This is a genomic window from Nocardioides sp. WG-D5 (assembly GCF_054031175.1).
Genome location: NZ_CM132928.1, coordinates 1924898 through 1944263, shown reverse-complemented (window position 1 = coordinate 1944263; position 19366 = coordinate 1924898). Strand labels below are relative to the sequence as shown.

General features: G+C 69.3%; 22 protein-coding genes. 16 read left to right on the top strand and 6 right to left on the bottom strand.

Going from position 1 to position 19366, the window contains the following annotated elements:
- Positions 1-65 precede the first annotated feature (65 nt).
- From ACWZJV_RS09410 to hemG, 12 genes are all read left to right on the top strand, one after another.
- Entirely contained in the window at positions 66-1307 is a 1242-nt protein-coding gene (locus tag ACWZJV_RS09410) for an acyl-CoA dehydrogenase family protein (protein WP_457181260.1), read from the top strand.
- Positions 1308-1317: 10 nt separating this feature from the next.
- On the top strand, positions 1318-2607 hold the full coding sequence (locus tag ACWZJV_RS09405; protein ID WP_457181259.1) for an acyl-CoA dehydrogenase family protein: 1290 nt from the start codon (positions 1318-1320) through the stop codon (positions 2605-2607).
- A gap of 115 nt (positions 2608-2722) precedes the next feature.
- Positions 2723-3829 carry a dimethylsulfone monooxygenase SfnG gene (gene sfnG, locus ACWZJV_RS09400; RefSeq protein WP_008361112.1) on the top strand — a complete coding sequence of 369 codons (1107 nt, stop codon included), beginning with the start codon at positions 2723-2725 and terminating at the stop codon, positions 3827-3829.
- Entirely contained in the window at positions 3826-5034 is a 1209-nt protein-coding gene (locus tag ACWZJV_RS09395) for an SfnB family sulfur acquisition oxidoreductase (RefSeq protein ID WP_457181258.1), read from the top strand. Before sfnG ends, ACWZJV_RS09395 begins: the two co-directional genes overlap by 4 nt.
- A 31-nt stretch (positions 5035-5065) precedes the next feature.
- Complete coding sequence (locus tag ACWZJV_RS09390) at positions 5066-6211, top strand: LLM class flavin-dependent oxidoreductase (protein ID WP_457181257.1); 1146 nt, start codon at positions 5066-5068, stop codon at positions 6209-6211.
- On the top strand, positions 6208-7074 hold the full coding sequence (locus tag ACWZJV_RS09385) for an ABC transporter permease subunit (protein WP_050800903.1): 867 nt from the start codon (positions 6208-6210) through the stop codon (positions 7072-7074). Before ACWZJV_RS09390 ends, ACWZJV_RS09385 begins: the two co-directional genes overlap by 4 nt.
- Complete coding sequence (locus ACWZJV_RS09380) at positions 7071-7775, top strand: ABC transporter ATP-binding protein (RefSeq protein WP_457181256.1); 705 nt, start codon at positions 7071-7073, stop codon at positions 7773-7775. The genes ACWZJV_RS09385 and ACWZJV_RS09380 overlap by 4 nt, the downstream gene beginning before the upstream one ends.
- Positions 7776-7807: 32 nt before the next feature.
- Positions 7808-8788 (top strand): ABC transporter substrate-binding protein, encoded by a 981-nt coding sequence (locus ACWZJV_RS09375; protein ID WP_457181255.1) that lies wholly within the window; start codon positions 7808-7810, stop codon positions 8786-8788.
- A 26-nt stretch (positions 8789-8814) separates the two neighbouring features.
- Positions 8815-9318 (top strand): flavin reductase family protein, encoded by a 504-nt coding sequence (locus ACWZJV_RS09370; protein ID WP_008361120.1) that lies wholly within the window; start codon positions 8815-8817, stop codon positions 9316-9318.
- A gap of 95 nt (positions 9319-9413) precedes the next feature.
- A complete protein-coding gene (locus tag ACWZJV_RS09365; protein ID WP_457181254.1) occupies positions 9414-9548 on the top strand; it encodes a hypothetical protein in 135 nt (44 codons plus the stop codon).
- 26 nt (positions 9549-9574) lie between these two features.
- Positions 9575-9703: a ribosomal protein L7/L12 gene (locus ACWZJV_RS09360; protein ID WP_457181253.1), complete on the top strand. Its 129-nt coding sequence runs from the start codon at positions 9575-9577 to the stop codon at positions 9701-9703.
- A gap of 33 nt (positions 9704-9736) precedes the next feature.
- Positions 9737-11041: a protoporphyrinogen oxidase gene (gene hemG, locus ACWZJV_RS09355; protein WP_457181252.1), complete on the top strand. Its 1305-nt coding sequence runs from the start codon at positions 9737-9739 to the stop codon at positions 11039-11041.
- A gap of 1 nt (position 11042) precedes the next feature.
- Here the strand turns inward: hemG and ACWZJV_RS09350 are convergent, their stop codons facing one another.
- From ACWZJV_RS09350 to ACWZJV_RS09330, 5 genes are all read right to left on the bottom strand, one after another.
- Positions 11043-11519 carry a protein TPRXL gene (locus tag ACWZJV_RS09350; RefSeq protein ID WP_457181251.1) on the bottom strand — a complete coding sequence of 159 codons (477 nt, stop codon included), beginning with the start codon at positions 11517-11519 and terminating at the stop codon, positions 11043-11045.
- A 151-nt stretch (positions 11520-11670) separates the two neighbouring features.
- Positions 11671-12312, bottom strand: coding sequence for a hypothetical protein (locus tag ACWZJV_RS09345; RefSeq protein ID WP_457181250.1), 642 nt, complete (start codon positions 12310-12312; stop codon positions 11671-11673).
- Positions 12312-13520 (bottom strand): hypothetical protein, encoded by a 1209-nt coding sequence (locus ACWZJV_RS09340; protein WP_457181248.1) that lies wholly within the window; start codon positions 13518-13520, stop codon positions 12312-12314. Before ACWZJV_RS09340 ends, ACWZJV_RS09345 begins: the two co-directional genes overlap by 1 nt.
- A gap of 16 nt (positions 13521-13536) precedes the next feature.
- Positions 13537-13833 (bottom strand): flagellar protein FlgN, encoded by a 297-nt coding sequence (locus ACWZJV_RS09335; RefSeq protein ID WP_457181247.1) that lies wholly within the window; start codon positions 13831-13833, stop codon positions 13537-13539.
- Positions 13834-14031: 198 nt separating this feature from the next.
- Positions 14032-14952 (bottom strand): alpha/beta hydrolase, encoded by a 921-nt coding sequence (locus ACWZJV_RS09330; RefSeq protein ID WP_457181246.1) that lies wholly within the window; start codon positions 14950-14952, stop codon positions 14032-14034.
- A 58-nt stretch (positions 14953-15010) separates the two neighbouring features.
- On the opposite strand from ACWZJV_RS09330, the gene hemQ reads away from it, so the two are divergent.
- The 4 genes from hemQ (at position 15011) to ACWZJV_RS09310 (ending at position 17977) form a co-directional block, all read left to right on the top strand.
- On the top strand, positions 15011-15730 hold the full coding sequence (hemQ, locus tag ACWZJV_RS09325; protein WP_008361137.1) for a hydrogen peroxide-dependent heme synthase: 720 nt from the start codon (positions 15011-15013) through the stop codon (positions 15728-15730).
- Positions 15731-15884: 154 nt separating this feature from the next.
- The gene (locus tag ACWZJV_RS09320; RefSeq protein ID WP_196872858.1) at positions 15885-16592 is read left to right on the top strand and encodes a WXG100-like domain-containing protein; all 708 of its coding nucleotides are present in this window, start codon (positions 15885-15887) and stop codon (positions 16590-16592) included.
- A 9-nt stretch (positions 16593-16601) separates the two neighbouring features.
- Positions 16602-17195: a Tox-REase-5 domain-containing protein gene (locus ACWZJV_RS09315; RefSeq protein WP_008361140.1), complete on the top strand. Its 594-nt coding sequence runs from the start codon at positions 16602-16604 to the stop codon at positions 17193-17195.
- Between the two features lie 83 nt (positions 17196-17278).
- Complete coding sequence (locus ACWZJV_RS09310; RefSeq protein WP_457181245.1) at positions 17279-17977, top strand: Imm52 family immunity protein; 699 nt, start codon at positions 17279-17281, stop codon at positions 17975-17977.
- Between the two features lie 6 nt (positions 17978-17983).
- On the opposite strand, the gene ACWZJV_RS09305 is transcribed toward ACWZJV_RS09310, so the two are convergent.
- Positions 17984-19267 (bottom strand): uracil-xanthine permease family protein, encoded by a 1284-nt coding sequence (locus ACWZJV_RS09305; RefSeq protein WP_457181244.1) that lies wholly within the window; start codon positions 19265-19267, stop codon positions 17984-17986.
- Positions 19268-19366 lie beyond the last annotated feature (99 nt).

Below are 19366 nucleotides of genomic sequence, written 5' to 3'. Positions count from 1 at the left end.
ATTCTCTACTAATTTAGTCGACTAAGGATGCAAGGTTCCACGACACAAGACTGAGAGAGGGCGCGATGACCACAGAGGCTGTACGCAACGCCGCGGAGTTCGATGCGGCACCCACGACCCCCGAGGGCTGGATCGACCGGGCACGCGAGGTGGCGACTCGTCTCTCCGTGGACGCGGTCGCCCGCGACCGGGCCAACCAGGTCCCGACGTACGAGGTGAACCTGCTCAAGCAGAGCGGCCTGGTCACCCTGCTCGGTCCGGTCGAGCACGGCGGCGCCGGTCAGGACTGGACGACCGCGCTGCGTGTCGTCCGGGCGGTCGCCGCGGGCGACGGCTCGATCGGGCAGCTGCTCGGCTACCACTACCTCTGGGCCTGGGCGGCGCGACTCGTCGGCACCCCGGAGCAGATCGCCGCCGTCGAGCAGCTCTACACCGAGAACAACTTCTTCTTCGGTGGCGCGGTCAACCCTCGCGACGACGACCTGGTGATCACGGTCGAGGGCGACGAGCTCGTCTTCACCGGTCGCAAGTCGTTCTCGACCGGCGGTCGGATCTCCGACCTGACCGTGCTCGAGGGCGTCATCGAGGGCACCGAGAAGCACGTCTTCGCGATCGTCCCGACCCAGCAGGAGGCCATCGTCTTCGCCGGCGACTGGGACAACCTCGGCCAGCGGCTCACCGAGTCCGGCGCCGTCGAGATCAACGGCGTGCGCGTCCCCTGGGAGGCCGCGGCCGGCTACGTGAAGCAGGGCGACGGCTCGTTCGAGTTCCAGCCGCGGGTCTACAACACGCTCAACGTCCCGCTCATCCAGATCATCTTCGCCAACTTCTACATCGGGATCGCCGAGGGCGCCCTCAAGACCGCGGCGACCTACACCCGCGACACGACCCGGGCGTGGCCCTACGCCGGCGACGTCAAGGAGAGCGCGAGCGAGGAGTTCTACATCCAGGAGACCTACGGCGACCTCACCTCCAAGCTCTGGGCGGCCGAGGCGCTGGTCGAGCGGGCCGCGACCCTGATCGAGGCCATCAACTCCCACGCCGACGAGGTCACCGAGCAGGAGCGCGGCGAGGCCGCGGTCGTGATCGCTGCCGCGAAGCAGGTCGCGATCGACGTCGGCCTGGAGATCGGCACCAAGGTCTACGACCTCACCGGTGCCCGGGCGACCTCCAACAAGGTCGGCCTCGACATCGCCTGGCGCAACATCCGGACCCACTCGCTGCACGACCCGGTGGCGCACAAGCGGGCCGAGGTCGGGCGCTACGCGCTGCTCGGCGAGATCCCGGCGCCGACCTGGTACACGTGAGGAGGCGGAGGTGACGACGCTCGACAACACCTTCCTGACCCGGCCGACCATCCGGACCGAGCGGCTCGACAAGCTGCGCGCCCGCTTCGCCCCGATCTTCGAGGAGATCGCGGCAGGGGCCCTCGAGCGCGAGCTGTCCGGAGAGCTGCCGACCGAAGCCGTCGACCGGCTCAAGCGGGCCGGCTTCGGCGCCGTCCGGGTCCCTGAGGAGTTCGGGGGCGCCGGCGCGACCCTCCCGGAGCTCACGCAGCTCTGGATCGACCTGGTCGCGGCCGACGCCAACCTCGCCCAGGCGCTGCGCGGGCACTTCGCCTTCGCCGAGGACCGGCTCTGGCACCACAACGCCGGGACGGGTCAGGAGATCTGGTTCGAGCGCTTCGTGTCCGGTGAGATCGCCGGGAACGCCTGGTCGGAGGTGGGGTCGACGACCATCGACACCCAGCAGACCGTGCTCACGAAGCGGTCGGACGGGACGTACGTCCTGAACGGGTCGAAGTACTACACGACCGGGACGATCTTCGCCGAGTGGGCCGACGTGTATGCCCTGCTGGACGAGTCTGCCGGTGACGGCGCACGGCCCGACGGTGAGAAGCAGTTCGTCATCGCGATCACCGACACCCGGGAGAACGGCGTCACCACGACCGACGACTGGGCGGGCTTCGGCCAGCTCGGCACGGGGTCGGGGACGACGACGTTCGAGAACGTCACCGTGCAGGCCGAGAACGTGCTCCCGTTCGGGCAGCGCTACCCCTACCAGACCGCGCTCTACCAGCTGAACCTGCTGGCGACGCTGGCCGGCATCGCCAGGGCGGCCACGGCAGACACGGTCGATGCGGTGCGGGCGCGGGAGCGCAACTACTCCCACGCCAACGCCGCGCGGGTGCGCGACGACCCGCAGGTGCTCGCGCGTGTGGGGGAGATCGCCTCGGCGGCGTACGTCGTGGAGGCGGCGACCCTCCGCACCGCGACCGCGCTGCAGGAGAACGCCGACCTGGCCGGCTCGGGGGATGAGGCCGCGATCGCGGCGGCCAACGAGCTCGCCGAGCTCGAGTCCTCGGCGGCCCAGGTCGTCGTGACCGAGCAGGTGCTCACCGCGGTGACGAACCTGTTCGACACGCTCGGCGCCTCGGGCACGGAGCGGGAGCGCGGGCTGGACCGGCACTGGCGCAACGCCCGCACGGTCTCCTCGCACAACCCGCGCATCCTCAAGGCGAAGGTCGTCGGTGCGCACTTGGTGAACGGCACCCCGCCGCCGTACGCCTGGGCGATCGGCACCACCTCTCGCCCTGCCACCGCCTGATAGGCGGCGCCTATCACGGGATCGGGTCTTCCGGTGGTCCACATCGGAAGATCCGGTCCCGTCGCCTGTTTAATCCGATAAGTTTAATAGACATTAGCGATCCAAGGAGACCAGAATGACTTCACCGGCAACCGAGCCCCTGAAGTTCGCCTACTGGGTGCCCAACGTCAGCGGCGGCCTGGTGGTGAGCAAGATCGAGCAGCGCACCGACTGGAGCTACGACTACAACAAGAAGCTCGCGCAGCTGGCCGAGAACAACGGCTTCGAGTACGCACTCTCCCAGGTGCGCTACATCGCCTCCTACGGCGCGGCCTACCAGCACGAGTCGACCTCGTTCTCGCTCGCGCTGCTGCTGGCCACCGAGCGGCTGAAGGTGATCGCCGCCGTCCACCCGGGGCTCTGGCAGCCCGGCGTACTCGCCAAGTGGCTGGCCACCGCCGACCACATCTCCGGCGGGCGCGCGGCCGTCAACGTCGTCTCCGGCTGGTTCAAGGACGAGTTCACCAAGCTGGGCGAGCCGTGGCTCGAGCACGGCGAGCGCTACCGCCGCTCGGAGGAGTTCATCCGCTACCTGCGCGAGATCTGGACGAGCGACGCGGCCGAGCTCAACGGCGACTTCTACCGGCTGCACGACTTCGACCTGAAGCCGAAGCCGCTGGCCAGCGAGGGCCGGCCGCACCCGGAGATCTTCCAGGGCGGCAACTCCTCCGACGCCAAGGGCATGGCCGGCCGGGTCTCGGACTGGTACTTCGCCAACGGCAACACCCCCGAGGGCCTGGCCGCGCAGATCAAGGACGTCAACGCCGTCGCCGAGCCGCTGGGGCGCCGGGTCCGGTTCGGGATCAACGGCTTCATCGTCGCCCGCGACACCGAGAAGGAGGCGCGCGACACCCTCCGGGAGATCATCGACAAGGCCGACCGCGAGGCCGTCGAGGGCTTCGGCTCCGCGGTCAAGCAGGCCGGGCAGTCGACCGGCGACAAGACCGGGATGTGGCAGGACTCGAGCTTCGAGGACCTGGTCCAGTACAACGACGGTTTCCGCACCGGGCTGATCGGGACGCCCGAGCAGGTCGCCGAGCGGATCGTGGAGTTCAAGCGGGCCGGCGCCGACCTGATCCTCGGCGGCTTCCTGCACTACCTCGAGGACGTGGAGTACTTCGGTCAGCGCGTGCTCCCGCTCGTGCGCGAGCTCGAGGCGCAGCAGCTGGAGCCCGTGGCTTGAGCACGACGGAGATCGCCCGGCTCGACGCCGAGACCGCGCCCCTGGTCGCCCGACGGGTGGCCGAGGAGCTCGCGCTCGGCGACGGCGCCCGCGACCGAGACCGGGCGCTGCCCTACGACCAGGTCAAGGCGTACGCCGCCGCCGGGCTCGGTGCGCTCACCGTCCCGCTCGAGTTCGGCGGTCCCGCGCTCCCGGCCACGACCGTGGCCGAGGTGTTCCGGCTGGTCTCGTGGGGTGATCCCAATGTCGGCCAGGTGCCGCACAGCCACTTCGTCTTCCTCAACCAGCTGCGGCTGAACGGCACGCGTGAGCAGCAGCAGCGGATCTACAGCGAGGTGCGTGCCGGGGCGCTGGTCGCCAACGCGCAATCCGAGTTCGGGACCAAGCATGTGCGGGACATCCGGACGAGCCTCACGCCTGCCCGGGAGGAGGGGGAGTGGCTGCTGAACGGCGAGAAGTTCTACTGCACCGGCTCCCTGTTCGCCGACTACCTCGCCGTGCTCGCCCGCCGTGACGTCGACGGGCCGCTGCAGGTGGCGTGGGTCCGCACCGAGAGCCCCGGCGTCGAGATCATCGACGACTGGGACGCCGTCGGGCAGCGTACGACCGGGTCCGGGACGGTGCGCCTCACCGACGTCGTGGTTCCGGACGAGTGGATCACCCCGTTCGCGATCACGTTCGACGTGCCGACGACCTACGGCGCCTTTGCGCAGCTGCTGCACGCGGCCATCGACGCCGGGATCGCCCGGCGTGCGCTGGACGAGGCCTCCGCGTTCGTCTGCACGAAGTCCCGCCCCTACGCCGACGCCGTCGCGATCGCCGGGGTCGAGACGGCCGCGCAGGACCCGCTGGTCGTCCAAGCCTTCGGCGAGATGGAGCTGGCCGTACGCAGCGCCGAGGCGCTCCTCACAGAGGCGGGGCGACGCGTGGACGAGGCCGACGCTGACCTCACCGAGAAGTCGGCCGCAGAGGCGAGCCTCGCCGTCGCGGCCGCCCGCGCGTCGACCGCCAAGGTGTCGGTCGACGTCACCAGCCGGCTGCTCGAGGTCTCCGGCGCCCGGTCGGCTCTGACGACGACCGGCCTCGACCGCCACTGGCGCAACGCGCGCACCCACACGCTGCACGACCCGGCCGCCTGGAAGGTCCAGCACCTCGGGCGGTGGGCCGTCGACGGCACCCGGCCGCCGCGGCACGGGCAGCTCTGACATCCCCACCACATCCCACCGAAAGGCAGTGATGAACACTCTCAAGTTCCACTGGTTCCTACCGACGAACGGCGGCGACGGCCGTCATGTGATCGGCGGCGGCCACGGCGTCAGCGCGCTGGCGGCGGGCCGTCCCGCGACCGTGCCCTACCTCGGGCAGATCGCCCGCAGCGCCGAGCAGCTCGGCTTCGAGGCGGCGCTGACGCCGACCGGGGCCTGGTGCGAGGACGCCTGGGTGACGACCGCGATGCTCAGCTCCCTCTCGGAGCGGCTGAAGTTCCTGGTCGCCTTCCGGCCCGACTCGGTCTCGCCCTACCTGGCGGCGCAGATGGCGGGCACCTTCCAGAACCTGTCCGGGCAGCGACTGCTGCTCAACGTGGTCACCGGCGGCGAGGACCACGAGCAGCGGATGTACGGCGACTTCCTCGCCAAGGACGCGCGGTACGAGCGGTGCGGGGAGTTCCTGCACATCGTCCGCCGGCTCTGGGCCGGGGAGACGGTGACCTTCTCCGGCAAGCACCTCTCGGTGGAGAACGCGCGCCTGGAGCAGCGGCCGACACCGGTCCCGGGCGTCTACTTCGGGGGCTCCTCGCCGGCCGCGCTGGACGTCGCCGCCGAGCACGCCGACGTCTACCTGACCTGGGGCGAGCCACCTGCCGCGGTCGCCGAGAAGATCGCTCGCGTTCAGAAGCTGGCTGCCGACCGCGGGCGTGAGCTCCGCTTCGGGATCCGGCTGCACTCGATCGCCCGCGAGACCTCGGCGGCCGCGTGGGCCGAGGCCGACCGGCTGCTCGAGAACATCTCCGACGAGGACATCGAGCACGTCCAGGCGGGACTCTCCCGCAGCGTCTCGGAGGGCCAGCGGCGGATGCTGGAGCTCAACCGGGGCTCGCGCGACGGACTCGAGATCCACCCCAACCTGTGGGCCGGCATCGGGCTCGTCCGAGGTGGCGCCGGGACCGCGCTGGTCGGCTCCTACACCGAGATCGCCGACCTGATCGAGGCCTACCACGCGGTGGGGATCACCGAGTTCGTGCTCTCGGGCTACCCGCACCTGGAGGAGTCCTACTGGTTCGGTGAGGGCGTCCTGCCCGAGCTCGCCCGCCGGGGCCTGTGGTCCCACCCCGCGCCGGTCGTCGGCCGCGGGGCCGCGGTCCCGTTCGGAGCCCCCCGATGAGCCAGGTCGCCGGGCTCGCCGCAACCGACCCGGCCGTCGAGGAGGTCGCCGGAGCAGCGCCCGCCGGGCGGGCGGTCTCGGCGCGCAGGAGCGTGCTCTCGCCGCGGACCCTCAAGATCCTGCGCTCGCTCAGCCCGGTGTTCGTGCTGGCGGCATGGCAGCTGTTCTCGTCGCTCGGGATCCTCGACGAGCGCACGCTGGCTTCGCCGGTGCAGCTGGCCGGCACCGCCTGGGAGCTGATCGGCAGCGGGCAGCTGCAGGAGGCGATCGCCGTCTCCGCGCGCCGTGCCGCCCTCGGCTTCCTGCTCGGAGCGCTGATCGCGTTCGTGCTCGGCGGGATCGTCGGCCTGAGTGCCCTGGGCGACGCCCTGGTCGACCCGTTGGTCCAGATGCTGCGGACCCTGCCGCTTTTCGGGCTGGTGCCGCTGTTCATCATCTGGTTCGGGATCAAGGAGGAGCCCAAGATCTACCTGGTCGCGCTCTTCGTGATCGTGCCGCTCTACCTCAACCTGGTCGCGGCCCTGCGCGGTGTCGACCCGGACCTCGCCGAGGTGGCCGGAGCCCTGCGGCTCACCTGGACCGAGCGCCTGCGCCACCTGTACCTGCCGGCGGTCACGCCCGGCCTGCTGGTCGGGCTGCGGCAGGCACTCGGCATGGCCTGGATCGCGCTGATCGTCGCCGAGCAGGTCAACGCCGGCGCCGGTCTCGGCTTCCTGATCAACAACGCGCGCGACTTCCTGCAGACCGACGTGATCGTCGTCGGCCTGCTCTGCTACGCCGCGCTCGGCCTGGTCACCGACTGGGCCGTACGACTGCTCGAGCGCCGCGCTCTGCGCTGGCGCGACGAAGGGAGAAGCGCATGAGCGTCGTCGCCTCGCTGGCGGGGGTTCACCGTGCCTTCGGTGAGCACGAGGTGCTCGCCGGCATCGATCTGGAGATCCGCTCCGGGGAGTTCGTGGCCCTGCTGGGCCGCTCCGGCAGCGGGAAGTCCACCCTGCTGCGCATCGTCGGCGGCCTCGACACCGGCGCCACCGGGACGGTGGTCACCGGCGCCGCCCCGGCGGTCGTCTTCCAGGACCCGCGGCTGTTCCCGTGGCGTACGGTCCTCGACAACGTCGCCCTGGGTCTGCGGGGGCCCGGCGCCGTCGCCCACGCCCGGACGATGCTCGCGGAGGTCGGCCTGGAGGGCCGCGAGAAGGCGTGGCCGCGCCAGCTCTCCGGCGGCCAGCGCCAACGGGTGGCTCTGGCTCGTGCGCTGGTGCGCGAGCCCGACCTGCTCCTCCTCGACGAGCCGTTCAGCGCGCTGGACGCTCTCACCCGGATCGCCGCCCAGGACCTCGTACGCCGCCTGGTCGACGCCCACCGCCCGGCCGTCCTCATGGTCACCCATGACGTCGAGGAGGCCCTCCTGCTCGCCGACCGGGTGATCCTCATCGACGAGGGCGCCATCGTCCACGACGAGCAGATCGCACTGCCGCACCCGCGTCGACGCGACCACCCCGAGATCGTCGAGCGCCGAGCGGCGCTGCTGACGCTCCTGGGCGTCGTCGACCAGGCCGCATGACCCCCCACCGACAGATAGAAGGCATCCCTACCGTGTCCCCACACAGCATCCTGACGCGTCTCCTCGTGGCCCCGGCCGCGCTCGTCCTGCTCGGCGGTGCGCTGGCCGCCTGCGGCTCGTCCGGCTCGGCCGACGCGGACAAGCCGGTCCTACGGGTCGGCGTCCAGAAGGACGGCATCCGCTCCGTGCTGACCCAGGCCGGCCTCCTGGAAGACCTTCCCTACGAGATCGAGTGGTCGGAGTTCACCGCCGGGCCACCGATCATCGAGGCTGCCGCCGCCGACCAGATCGACGTGGCCTGGGTCGGCTCGGCGCCGCCGATCTTCGGTGCCGCGGCCGGAGCCGACTTCAAGGTCGTCGCCACCGTCGAGGAGCAGGACGAGAAGACCGACTCGATCCTGGTCCCGAAGGGGTCGGACATCACGTCCTCCGCCGATCTGAAGGGGAAGCGGATCGCCGTCGGCAAGGGCACCTCCGCCCACGGCCACCTGTTGCTGGCGCTCAAGTCGGCCGGCCTGACCCTCGACGACGTCGATCCGCAGTATCTCCAGCCCGCCGAGGGGCTGGCGGCGTTCCAGGCCGGCGAGGTCGACGCCTGGTCCATCTGGGACCCGTTCGTCACCCAGGCCGTCAACGAGGACGGTGCCGTCGACATCACGGCGGACGAGGGCGGCACCACCGACCCGTACCTCGCCTTCGAGATCGCCTCGGCGGCCTCGCTGGAGGAGACCGACACCCGCGAGTCGATCGAGCACTTCGTCGGCCTGGTCAGGGACGGCTTCGAGTGGGCACAGCAGAACCCCGACAAGTGGGGTGAGGGCTGGGCCTCGGAGTCAGGCCTCCCGGTCTCGACGACCAGCGAGGTGGCGGCGAAGAAGGCCTCCGTGGTCGGCCCGGTGACCGAGGAGCACATCGCCTCCGAGCAGCAGCTGGCCGATGCCTTCTTCGAGGCGGGCGAGATCCCCGAGAAGGTCGACTTCACGTCGGTCGTCGAGCCCGGGCTCATCGAGTAGATGACATCGCGACGAGAGGACGAGAGATGACGAACGTACCGCCGCTGACGACCAACCAGGATCTGGATCCGCAGGCATTGAGGAAGGCGTTCGGGGTCTTTCCGACGGGTGTGGTCGCGGTCGCGGCTCTGGTCGACGGCAAGCCGATCGGCCTGGCCGCCTCCTCGTTCACCTCGGTGTCCCTGGACCCGCCGCTGGTCTCCTTCTCGGTGGCCAGGACGTCGAAGACCTGGCCCGACCTGCGCCGCTCCTCGCACCTGGGTGTCACGGTGCTCGCCGAGCACCACGGCGAGGTCTGCCGCCAGCTCGCCGGGCCCGTCGACTCCCGCTTCGACGGGCTGGTCGTCAGCGAGACCGTCGACGGGGCGCTGACCCTGGACGAGGGCCTGGCTCGCTTCGACTGCACGGTCTACCGCGAGGTCGAGGCCGGCGACCACATCGTCGTACTCCTCCAGCTCCACGCCGCCGACCACGGTGCCGGCCAGCCCCTGGTCTTCCACCGCTCCAACTTCGGAAAGCTGGCCAGCTGATTCGACCCCGCCGAGACGTCACATACGTCGGCCGAGTCGGCACTGCGGTGCCAGCTCGGCCGACGGGGGTGACGCCTCGGCACTAGGGTTCGGCTGTGGATGTCTTCGGAGTCGTAGCCCTCGTCGGTCTGGTTCTGCTCTACTTCGTGATCGAGTCCTCGTCGAGCAGGACCCGCACGAAGCTCACCCGCCGGCTGCACCGGCTCGAGGACAGGTCGACCTGCTCCTGAAGCACGCGGGGCTGGAGGAGCCGCCGGTGCCGCGTCAGGACGAGGTGGTGGCGCTCGTGCGCGCCGGCAAGAAGATCGAGGCGATCAAGGTCTATCGGGAGGCGACCGGCGTCGGCCTGGTCGAGGCCAAGAACGCGGTCGAGCGGCTCGGCTGACCCAGCTCATCGTCAGGGTGCGAGACTTCTCCTGTGCGTGTCATCGTCGTCGGAGCAGGGATCGCCGGACTGACCGCGGCCCGCGACCTGTCGCTGAAGGGCCACCGGGTCACGGTGCTGGAGGCCTCGGACCGGGTCGGAGGGAAGATCCGCGGGGAGTCCGTCGCCGGACACCTGGTCGACGTCGGTGCCGAGGCGATGCTCAACCGCCGGCCGGAGGGCGTGTCCCTCGCTCGTGAGATCGGCCTCGAGATCGTGCACCCGACCGACGCGAAGTCCTCGATCTGGTCGCGCGGCGCGCTGCGGCCGATCCCGCGCTCGATCATGGGCGTACCCCTCGACCTGCCCGCGCTGGAGTCGGCCGGTCTTCTCTCCGAGGAGACCCTGGAGGTCGTACGCCGCGAACCCACGCTCCCACCTGCGAAGACGGACGAGGACATCTCCGTCGGCGACTTCATCGCGTCCCGGTTCGGTGACGAGACCGCCGACCGGCTCGCGGACCCGTTGCTCGCCGGGGTCTACGCCGGCCACGCCCGTGCGATCTCGGTGAAGGCGGCCGCGCCGCAGCTGTTCATGCTGGCCGAGAAGGGGTCGCTGCTGGAGGCCGCCGCCGCGCTGCCGACCTCCGACGTGCCGGTCTTCGCCGGGATCGACGGCGGCATGTCCCGCCTGCCCACGACCCTCGCCGAGGGCCTCGACATCCGGCTCGGCACCCCGGTCGACACCGTCACCCGGACCCCGCAGGGCTTCCTGGTCGAGATCGGCGACGAGGTGGAAGCCGCCGATGCCGTAGTGGTCGCGACTCCCGCTCCGGTGGCCGCACAACTGCTCCGCTCGACGGCCCCCTCGGTCGCCCGCGAGCTGTCCACGATCGAGACCGCGAGCGTCGCCGTGGTGACCTTCGCCTTCCCCGACCTCCCCGCCGAGCTGGCCGGCAGGTCCGGCTTCCTCGTCCCACCGGTGGAGGAGTGCGCGATCAAGGCGTCCACCTTCTCCTTCGCCAAGTGGGCGTGGGTGGGGGAGCGCGGCAACTACCTGCGTACCTCGATCGGACGTCACGGCGAGCCACCCTCGGACGACGACGACCGCCTGGTCGCCGACTCCCTCGCGGCCCTCGAGCAGATCGTCGGCATCACCGCGACACCGACCGACGTGCACGTCCAGCGCTGGACCGACGGGCTCCCGCAGTACCCGGTCGGTCACCTCGACCGGGTCGCCCGGATCCGCCAGGGGCTCCGCGCGGTGCCCGGCCTGACCCTCGCCGGGGCCTCCTACGACGGCGTCGGGATCCCGGCCACGATCGCCTCGGCGCACCGAGCCGCCGAGGACCTGAGCTGACTCAGGCCGGCACCCACCGGAGGGTCGAGACGCAGACGTCCAGAGCCAGCTTCCACGCCAGGAACTTCTCATCGGTCACGACCATGTCCATCGGCCGGGCGAGCGTCGCGGTCAGCTGGAGCCCTCGGCGCCGCTTCGAGCCGGGGACGGGGGTCATGTAGACGATAGACGTCACGATCACGGCCTCGTCGCCCTCGGCGGTCCGGGTCGACTCGCGCTCGTAGCGGATGAACCGTTTGTCGCCGAAGAGCGGCTTGGCGCCGTGGTCACGGATCAACGCGGCGACGTGGGTGTCGAGGGTCCCGCCGCTGTGGGCGTGGAACGTCGTCGCGACGATCGCGCCGGGAATGATGGCGAGGCTGTCGGTCGGGGCGGTGGCAGCGAAGTAGGCCTTGACCTGCTGCTGCTTCATGAGTGCGTACGCCTGATCGAGCTGCGCACGCATGGAGGCGTGGAGCTCGGGCCTGTTGATGCTCATGAAGCGCTTCTTCAACGCCGCGTCCATCGCGGCCCGATCGGCCTCATCCGGGGAGTGTCGTTCCCAGCCCGGGAGCAGCCTCAGCTGGAACTCCGGCTCTTTGGCGCCACCGAGCATCTCGCGTAGCGAGGACTGTGGGGCTGATGCTGCCTCAGACAAAGGACGAGTCCTCCCAGACGTCGAACGGATCGCTCGGCATACCGGGGACCGGCTCTGCCGAGAACGGGGTGCCATCGGGGCGTACGACCTCGAGCTCGGCGAGGAAGAGCGGCATGTCCGCGATGGTGAGACCGAAGATCTCGGGTGCGCCTGCCTCGACAACGACCATCACGCTGATCTCCTGCGTCGAGAAGACGAAGATCCCGGTGAGGAACTCGACGGTCTCACCGTCGAGCTCTCCGGTCTTGGACGCGAGACATCTCAGTCCGGGACCGAGAGCGGCCCCGGCGTACTCATCGACGTCGAAGCCCTCCTGCCGCCACTCCTCGGCCGAGGTCGGCTCACCGCCCCCGAGTACGACCCGCACCCGGCTGACGACCGGCGCGGGCAGCGGCCAGTGGAGCATCGAGGCCAGCGTCCCGGGGTGGAGGTCGTCGGCGAGGTGGTGCGCGAGCAGGGCACGCGCCTCGGGGTCGACCTCGTCGGTCCACTCGCCGTCCCAGGTGTCGCGGAGCGAGGCGAGCACGTCCTCGACCCACCTCTCCGCACCCGCGGCGTCGAGCTCGCCTGAGCTCGGGACCCAGATCCATCGCTCCGACGGCTGGGCGATCTCAGCGTGCCATGTCTCCGGCATCATCCCTCCGAGGGCTGTGCGCTCTGCTGGTCATGGGTGCGCCGCTCGTTCAGCGCCTGGCTCGTCGAGGTGGTGCCGTACCACTCGCCTGCCCACTTACCCAGGCCGCTGAGCCCGTCGAAGCCGGCCCCGACCTTCTGGGCCCAGGTCCCTGTGCGCACCGCCCCGAAGATGGCCATCCCGGTAGCGATGTCGGAGCCGCTCATGATGCCCACGGGAATGTCCTTGGGGGGCTTGAACGGGTTGGCCATCCAGGCAGCCCTGGTGCGGGGCACCTCCCTGAAGCCGGTGGAGATGGAGAGTGCGGTCTTGAACTTGGCGCCGAACGTGACGTTCACGGGAGGTGGGTTCAGCGGCACCGCTCGTTTCAGAGCGAAGTTTCCGTAGCCTCGTCCGGCGGCGCCGGCGGTTTTTCCGCCGGAGGCGGCACCCTTCCCCAACTGGCCCCAGGCCTTGCCGATCTGGCCGAGCTTTCCGAAGGGAAGAATGGCGAGGACTGCCAAGAGCACATCCGTGACCTCGCATTTGCCGGCTGACGCCTGGACGATCTTGCCGATCAGCACCAAGGCTCCGAGGGCGAATCCGATGACGGCGACGATGCCACCGAGGAAGAGTCCGGCGATCATGAAGACCATCGCGATGGCCTCGAGGATGTTGATCAGGAAGCCGAAGATCTCCCAGAAGCCGTCCTTGATGCTGCCGGCCATCTCGTTGCCGATGCCGTTGACCGCGAGGTCGTAGGCGTCTTCCCAGGTGTCGTACTGGGCATCCCAGCTCTCGGCGTCGTCGTGCCACTCGTTGTAAGCGGTCTCCTTGGCCCGGCCTTCCTCGTCGTCGGCCTCGCGGTCTCCCGGGAGCGCCTCGTAGGTCGCCCACTTGTCCGTGCACGAGTCGACCAACGGGCCCATCTTGGCCTGGAGCTCCCCGAGACTCGTGCCGTACGCAGCGATCAGGGGACCGACGGGCGTGTACAGCTCGCTGGCCTCCCGCAGCGTCTCGTAGGAGGACCCGATCTTGTCCTGGAGCTCAGCGACGGCCTTGCCCTGCATCTGGCCGTCGGCCAGCTCACCGGTGGCGATCTGCTCGAGGACGGTGGCCGCCTCGGACATCTGCACGCCGAGCTCTTCGATCTTGTTGCCGCGAGCGACGATCACCGCCGAGTCGCCGGTGAGGGGTTGGATCTCCCGACCCTTGGGTGACTGATCCATGACTCACTCCATCCGTCTATTTCTGCTGGAACAGGAGAGCCGTCTCGCTGTCCCAGTTCTGGAATCCCTCGACGACGCCTTTGATGTGGTCCCGCACGTCGGAGAGCTCGTCCTTGAGCTCCTTGCGCTTCATGTCCCAGCGCTGCTCGAAGTCGTCGGCCTGACCGCGCAGCTCACCACGGTGGAACGGGTTGCCGATGGCGCCTTCGAGCGCATCGGCGTTGCCGACGGCGTGGTCGAACTCGTCGATGATCGAATCCAGCTTCTTGACCGTCTGATCAAGGGTCTCGATCTTGATGGAGACGTCTGCCATGTCACCACGCCTTTCCGGTGTGCCCAGGGCTCGTCGAGGACACGCGAAAGCGCTCTCAGCCGCAGGCGAATGGGGGGGATCGAGGTGGCGCACAACCCGAGACAACCTGGCGATGGACACCCGGGTGGAACGTTACAACACGGCCTGGCGTGGAGGGTTAACAAACTCCCAATCGATGGTTGAAAACTGTCGATGATCTCACCGCAGGAACGCGACGATCCCGGCGAGAGCCTCCGGTGCGGCCGGGGCGACCCCGGGGAGCGACATGAACCCGTGGAACGCGGTGTCGTAGTCGACAAGCGAGACCGGCGTGCCGGCAGCACGCAGGGCCTCCGCATACCGGGTGCCGTGGTCGCGGATCGGGTCGTGCAGCGCGGTGATGATGTGGGCCGGCGGCAGGTCGGCATGGGAGGCGGCGCGCAGGGGAGAGGCCTGCCAGGACTCGTCGCCGTAGCGCTCGCCCATGTAGAGGTGGCCGAAGGTGCTCATCTGCGTCGAGGTGAGCACCGGCCCGTTGGCGTTGGCGGCCTCGGAGGGGAACTTCTCGTACATCTCCACCGCCGGGTAGATCAGCACCTGCGCCCGCACCGAGGGACCGCCCGCATCACGGGCCATCAGCGACACCACGGCCGCCAGGTTGCCGCCGGCGCTGTCGCCCATCACCGCGATCCGCGAGGGGTCGCCGCCCAGGTCGGCCGCATTCTTCGCGACCCACTCCAACGCCGACCAGGCGTCCTCGACGGCAGTCGGGAACGGATGCTCGGGCGCCAGCCGGTAGGACGGCGCGACCACGATCGACCCGGTCCCCGCGGCCACGTGCGAGGAGACCCACGCGCTCTGCTCCGGCGTCCCGAGACACCAGCCGCCACCGTGGTAGTTGATGACGACCGGCGCGGCCTCGCCGACGCCGGGAGGCGTGTAGATCACGAAGCGGCGCCCGTCGACGTACGTCTCCTTGACCTCTACGTCCGCGGGGCGGCCGAAGAGGAAGGCGGTGATCGGGCCGGTGCGGAGCCCCTCGCGCTGGGCGCGCAGGGCGATCATCTCCTCGGCGTTCAGCGGCGTCTTGACCAGGCGCTCCTGGAGGAAGGCGAAGATGCGGGTACGCAGCGGCAGCATGGGCTCACCATAGAGCCCGGTGGGGACCCGGTGACCTGCCTTGGCGCAAAATGGGGGCATGACCGACCCGCAGGCCGACATCAAGTCCAACGCAGCCAAGATCAACGAGCTCAACGCGACCATCCGCTACACGATGTGGTCGGTCTTCTCCCTGGAGGAGACCCTCGGCGACGCCGACCGCAAGGCCGAGGCGGTCGAGGTCGAGGAGCTCTTCGCCGCCTTCGCCGAGGAGGACATCGTGGTGCGCGGCACCTACGACGTCGCCGGCCTGCGCGCCGACGCCGACGTGATGTTCTGGCTGCACGCCGACTCCTCCGACAAGCTCCAGTCGGCCTACCACCGCCTGCGTCGCACCGCCTTCGGTGGACGCCTGGTGCCGGTGTGGTCGCAGATGGCACTGCACCGCCCGGCCGAGTTCAACCGCAGCCACCTGCCGGCCTTCCTCGCCGACGAGCGCACCCACGACTACGTCGCGGTCTACCCGTTCATCCGCTCCTACGAGTGGTACCTCCTCGACGACAAGGAGCGCCGCCGCCTCCTCGCCGAGCACGGCCAGATGGCGCGCGACTACCCCGATGTGCGGGCCAACACCGTCCCGTCCTTCGCGCTCGGCGACTACGAGTGGATGCTGGCCTTCGAGGCCGACGATCTCTCCCGCATCGTCGACCTGATGCGCCACCTCCGTGGCTCCGAGACCCGCCGCCACGTACGCGAGGAGGTGCCGTTCTACACCGGCGCCCGCGTCGACATCGCCGACCTCCTGGATCGCCTTCCCTGACCGGTCGGTCGCGTCTCTGAAATTCGCTGTCGGCCCCCGTACGTCTCCACTAACCTCGTCCGTCGCGGTGGCTCGTGCTCGGGGTCGATTTGCCGATCCCGTCACGTCCTGCTGAGACATCCACGTGACACCTTGGGAGGGCAGAGACGTGGGGATGACGATCCCTGGGGAGCTGGATTTCGTTCTCGACCTGCTCGGCTATGAATGGCCGAACGTCGATGAAGATGCCGTACGCGACGCCGCGCAGCTGCTGCGTGGGCTGGAGTCGGATCTTCGCGGCACGCTCGATCATCTGGAGATGCGGGTCAGCGAGCTCGGTGACGGTGCCACGGCTCAGTCGGTGAACGCGCTGATCAGGGCGTGGACGGAGAACCGCACGGCCAACATGGACGCGGTGCTCGACGCCCTGCCCGAGGTTGCCACCGGAATCGACCTGCTCGCGGACGCGATCGTCGGCCTGAAGGTCAAGGTGATCGCCGAGCTGACGATCACCGCTGCGCAGATCGCGGCGGCGGCCGCGACCGCCGTGGTCACCGCCGGCCTCAGCGTGGCCGGCAACGCCGCGCTCATCGCGGTGCGGAAGAAAGCGCTCGACATCGCGACCGACATCGCGATGGAGGAGCTGATCGGGCAGGTGGCGAGCATGGTGATCGAACCGCTGACCGGCACGATCACCGATCTCGCCATGTCGATCGCGGAAGCACCGTTGGTGACCGACGGGGAGGCGACCGCCTCGACCCAGCTCAGCTACGACCTGATGGAGCAGATCGCCACCGCGCTGAGCGACTGCGGCGCCGACCAGTACGAGCTGTGCCGCACGTTCGCCGCCGAAGTGTCCGCCCTTCCCCTCTTCGCCTCGTAGGAGACCTCTATGGCCAAGCAGCTCGGCGACATCGCCAAGGAGGCCCTCGACAAGGCGGGCGAGGTGCTCACCGAGGTCGGGGACTCGCTCAAGAAGAACGCCGACGATGTCGCCGAGAACATCCGGAAGCAGGCGGATGCTCGACGCGACCTGGACGGCAGGCTGGGCCCCGGTGAGTGGAGGCCCGTCAACAGGAACCACAAGTTCCTCCAGCAGAAGCTCGGCGCCGAGTTCGAGCGCCAGGTGACCGGCAAGGACGACGGGCTGGAATTCGTTCTTCGTGGATCGCTCGACAACGAGGTCAAGTTCGACGGAATTCTCGATGGGAAGCTGATCGAGACGAAGCACGGATACGGGAAGATGATCGACTCGTGGGGATATCCCAACGGTGCCAAGGAAAAGGAATGGCTGGATCAGGCCCTGCGGCAGGTGGACGCAGCGGGCGATACCCCGGTTGAGTGGGTCTTCTCGAACAAAGAGGCCATGGAAGCGGCTCGGACCCTGTTCGAGGACTTCGACCTCCCGATCTCGGTCAGGCACCAGGAGTTCGTCAACCCGCCAGGTGATTGGGACGGCTGGAATGCGCCCAAGAGCAATGGATGAGGCGCAGGTGATCACAGGGAGAGCCCGGTGGGCGCCGAGGACGGCGGCCGATACGAAGAAGGAGCGGTGATACGGTCATGGCCGTGGATGAAGAACTGATCGCGCGAGGGTTCTGGGGCCCACGCCAGGAGACTGCCGAGCAGGTCGCAGACGAGCTGGTGGCATTCATCGCAGGCCTGGACAAGGTTCTCGGCGAGACGGTCTCCTGGTCCTCGCCCGCGCTTCCCGGGAATTCGCTTGGTGAGCGGGATACTGCCCTGCAAGCGATATCCGCCGCGTTTCGGGAGAATACCGATGCTCCTCATGTCGGAATCAGCCAGTCTTATCGGGCTCGAGGAAATCGAATCGCGACGGCGGCCATCACCTTTGTCGTCGGCGGATATGTCGAGTCTGCCAAGGTCCGCAACAGCTTTGTGGTGAAGTGGCGAGGTGCGGATATCGCCACGCTCGCCGATCCGATCCTCCGTGAGCTCGTCTCTGCCTGGGACCCTGACTGGGCGGCCGTGACCTCGAGGTCCTTCACCGACGCTCTCGCAGAGGTGCAGCCGGTCGGGAAGCCGGGGCCGAAGCTCGGCTATCTCAACTACCTTTCCGAGGCCAGGGCGCAGGCCCTGCCGGGCGGCATGGACAAGCACCTCACCAAGCTCGACAACGGTGGCGTCATCATCGGGTCGGGCGAGGCAGACGGCTTCCTGTCCGTCGACAAGGCCACCGAGTTCGCCAAGGTGCTCAGGCTGAGCGCCGCCTTCTCTCCCACTCCGACGACGCGCAGCAAGTTCTGAGCCGGGTCAGCGACCTCGCAGGCGCGCCAGGGCGCGCATCCCGTGGTAGATCACGACCGCGGCGATGGTGCCCAGCGCGATGCCGGTGAAGGTGAGATCGCCGAAGGTCAGGGTGAGGTTGCCGATGCCGATGACCAGGGCGACGGCGGCGGTGAACTGGTTGACCGGATCGGCGAAGTCGACGCGGTTGTCGAGCCAGATCCGGATACCGATCAGGCCGATGAGGCCGTAGAGCGCCACCGTGATGCCGCCGAGCACACCGGCCGGGATGGTGTTCAACAGCGCGCCGAACTTCGGCGACAGCGAGAGCAGGATCGCCACGACGCCGGCGACCCAGTAGGCGGCCGTCGAGAAGACCCGGGTCGCGGTCATGACGCCGATGTTCTCGCCGTACGTCGTCGTCGCCGAGCCACCGAAGCCACCGGCGATGGTGGTGGCGAGGCCGTCGGCGAACAGGGCCCGGCCGGTCTCGCGGTTGATGGTGTCGTCGCCGGCGAGGTGGGCGACGCTGCGTACGTGGCCGACGTTCTCGGCGACGAGGACGAGCACGACCGGCAGGAACATGGGCACGACCGACCAGGAGACGTCGGGCGTGGTGAAGGACGGCAGCCCGAACCAGGCGGCCTTCTCGAACGCCGAGGTGTCGATCTGGCCCAGGAGCAGCGCGGCGACGTAGCCGACGACGACGCCGACCAGGATGGAGAGCCGCGCGATCAGGCCGCGGAAGGCGACGGCGACGACCAGCACCGTGAGCAGGGTGATCGCAGCGACCAGCACCGCGCCGTTGTCGGGCTTCGCGAGGTCACCGCCGACCACGTTGTTGGTCGCGGCACCGGCCAGGTTGAGACCGATCAGCGCGACGATCGCGCCGGTCACCACGGGCGGCATCAGCGCCTCGATCCAGCCGGTGCCGGTGACCATCACGATCACGCCGACCAGCGCCAGCAGTGCGCCGGTGACCAGGATGCCGAAGAGGGCGGCGCCCATCCCGCCGCCGCCCATCGCGGCACCGATCGGCGCGATGAAGGCGAAGGAGCTGCCGAGGTAGCTGGGCAGCCGGTTGCGGGTGATCAGCAGGAACAGCAGCGTGCCGACGCCGGAGAAGAACAGCGTGGTGGTCGGCGGGAAGCCGGTCAGCAGCGGCACCAGGAACGTGGCGCCGAACATGGCGACCACGTGCTGGCCGCCGAAGCCGATCGTGCGGGGCCAGCTCAGCCGCTCACCGGGCTTGACGATCGCCCCCTCGCGTACTTTCTTGCCGTCTTCGTGCAGGTCCCACCCGAGTCGCATCTCGCACCCCTCTTCAGCTCTCGTACGGCACGATCCGCCGCCTGCCGAACGATAGGGCCGATTCACGCGAGGACGAAAGCCAGCCGCTCCGTAGGGTTG

What these genes read in the sequence shown, in the direction of transcription:
- ACWZJV_RS09305 (WP_457181244.1), bottom strand. Translation starts at nt 19,267, where the DNA reads ATGCGACTCGGGTGGGACCTGCACGAAGACGGCAAGAAAGTACGCGAG.
- ACWZJV_RS09340 (WP_457181248.1), bottom strand. Translation starts at nt 13,520, where the DNA reads ATGGATCAGTCACCCAAGGGTCGGGAGATCCAACCCCTCACCGGCGAC.
- ACWZJV_RS09350 (WP_457181251.1), bottom strand. Translation starts at nt 11,519, where the DNA reads ATGAGCATCAACAGGCCCGAGCTCCACGCCTCCATGCGTGCGCAGCTC.
- ACWZJV_RS09345 (WP_457181250.1), bottom strand. Translation starts at nt 12,312, where the DNA reads ATGCCGGAGACATGGCACGCTGAGATCGCCCAGCCGTCGGAGCGATGG.
- ACWZJV_RS09330 (WP_457181246.1), bottom strand. Translation starts at nt 14,952, where the DNA reads ATGCTGCCGCTGCGTACCCGCATCTTCGCCTTCCTCCAGGAGCGCCTG.
- ACWZJV_RS09320 (WP_196872858.1), top strand. Translation starts at nt 15,885, where the DNA reads ATGACGATCCCTGGGGAGCTGGATTTCGTTCTCGACCTGCTCGGCTAT.
- ACWZJV_RS09315 (WP_008361140.1), top strand. Translation starts at nt 16,602, where the DNA reads ATGGCCAAGCAGCTCGGCGACATCGCCAAGGAGGCCCTCGACAAGGCG.
- ACWZJV_RS09390 (WP_457181257.1), top strand. Translation starts at nt 5,066, where the DNA reads ATGAACACTCTCAAGTTCCACTGGTTCCTACCGACGAACGGCGGCGAC.
- ACWZJV_RS09385 (WP_050800903.1), top strand. Translation starts at nt 6,208, where the DNA reads ATGAGCCAGGTCGCCGGGCTCGCCGCAACCGACCCGGCCGTCGAGGAG.
- hemQ (WP_008361137.1), top strand. Translation starts at nt 15,011, where the DNA reads ATGACCGACCCGCAGGCCGACATCAAGTCCAACGCAGCCAAGATCAAC.
- ACWZJV_RS09380 (WP_457181256.1), top strand. Translation starts at nt 7,071, where the DNA reads ATGAGCGTCGTCGCCTCGCTGGCGGGGGTTCACCGTGCCTTCGGTGAG.
- ACWZJV_RS09370 (WP_008361120.1), top strand. Translation starts at nt 8,815, where the DNA reads ATGACGAACGTACCGCCGCTGACGACCAACCAGGATCTGGATCCGCAG.
- ACWZJV_RS09335 (WP_457181247.1), bottom strand. Translation starts at nt 13,833, where the DNA reads ATGGCAGACGTCTCCATCAAGATCGAGACCCTTGATCAGACGGTCAAG.
- sfnG (WP_008361112.1), top strand. Translation starts at nt 2,723, where the DNA reads ATGACTTCACCGGCAACCGAGCCCCTGAAGTTCGCCTACTGGGTGCCC.
- ACWZJV_RS09410 (WP_457181260.1), top strand. Translation starts at nt 66, where the DNA reads ATGACCACAGAGGCTGTACGCAACGCCGCGGAGTTCGATGCGGCACCC.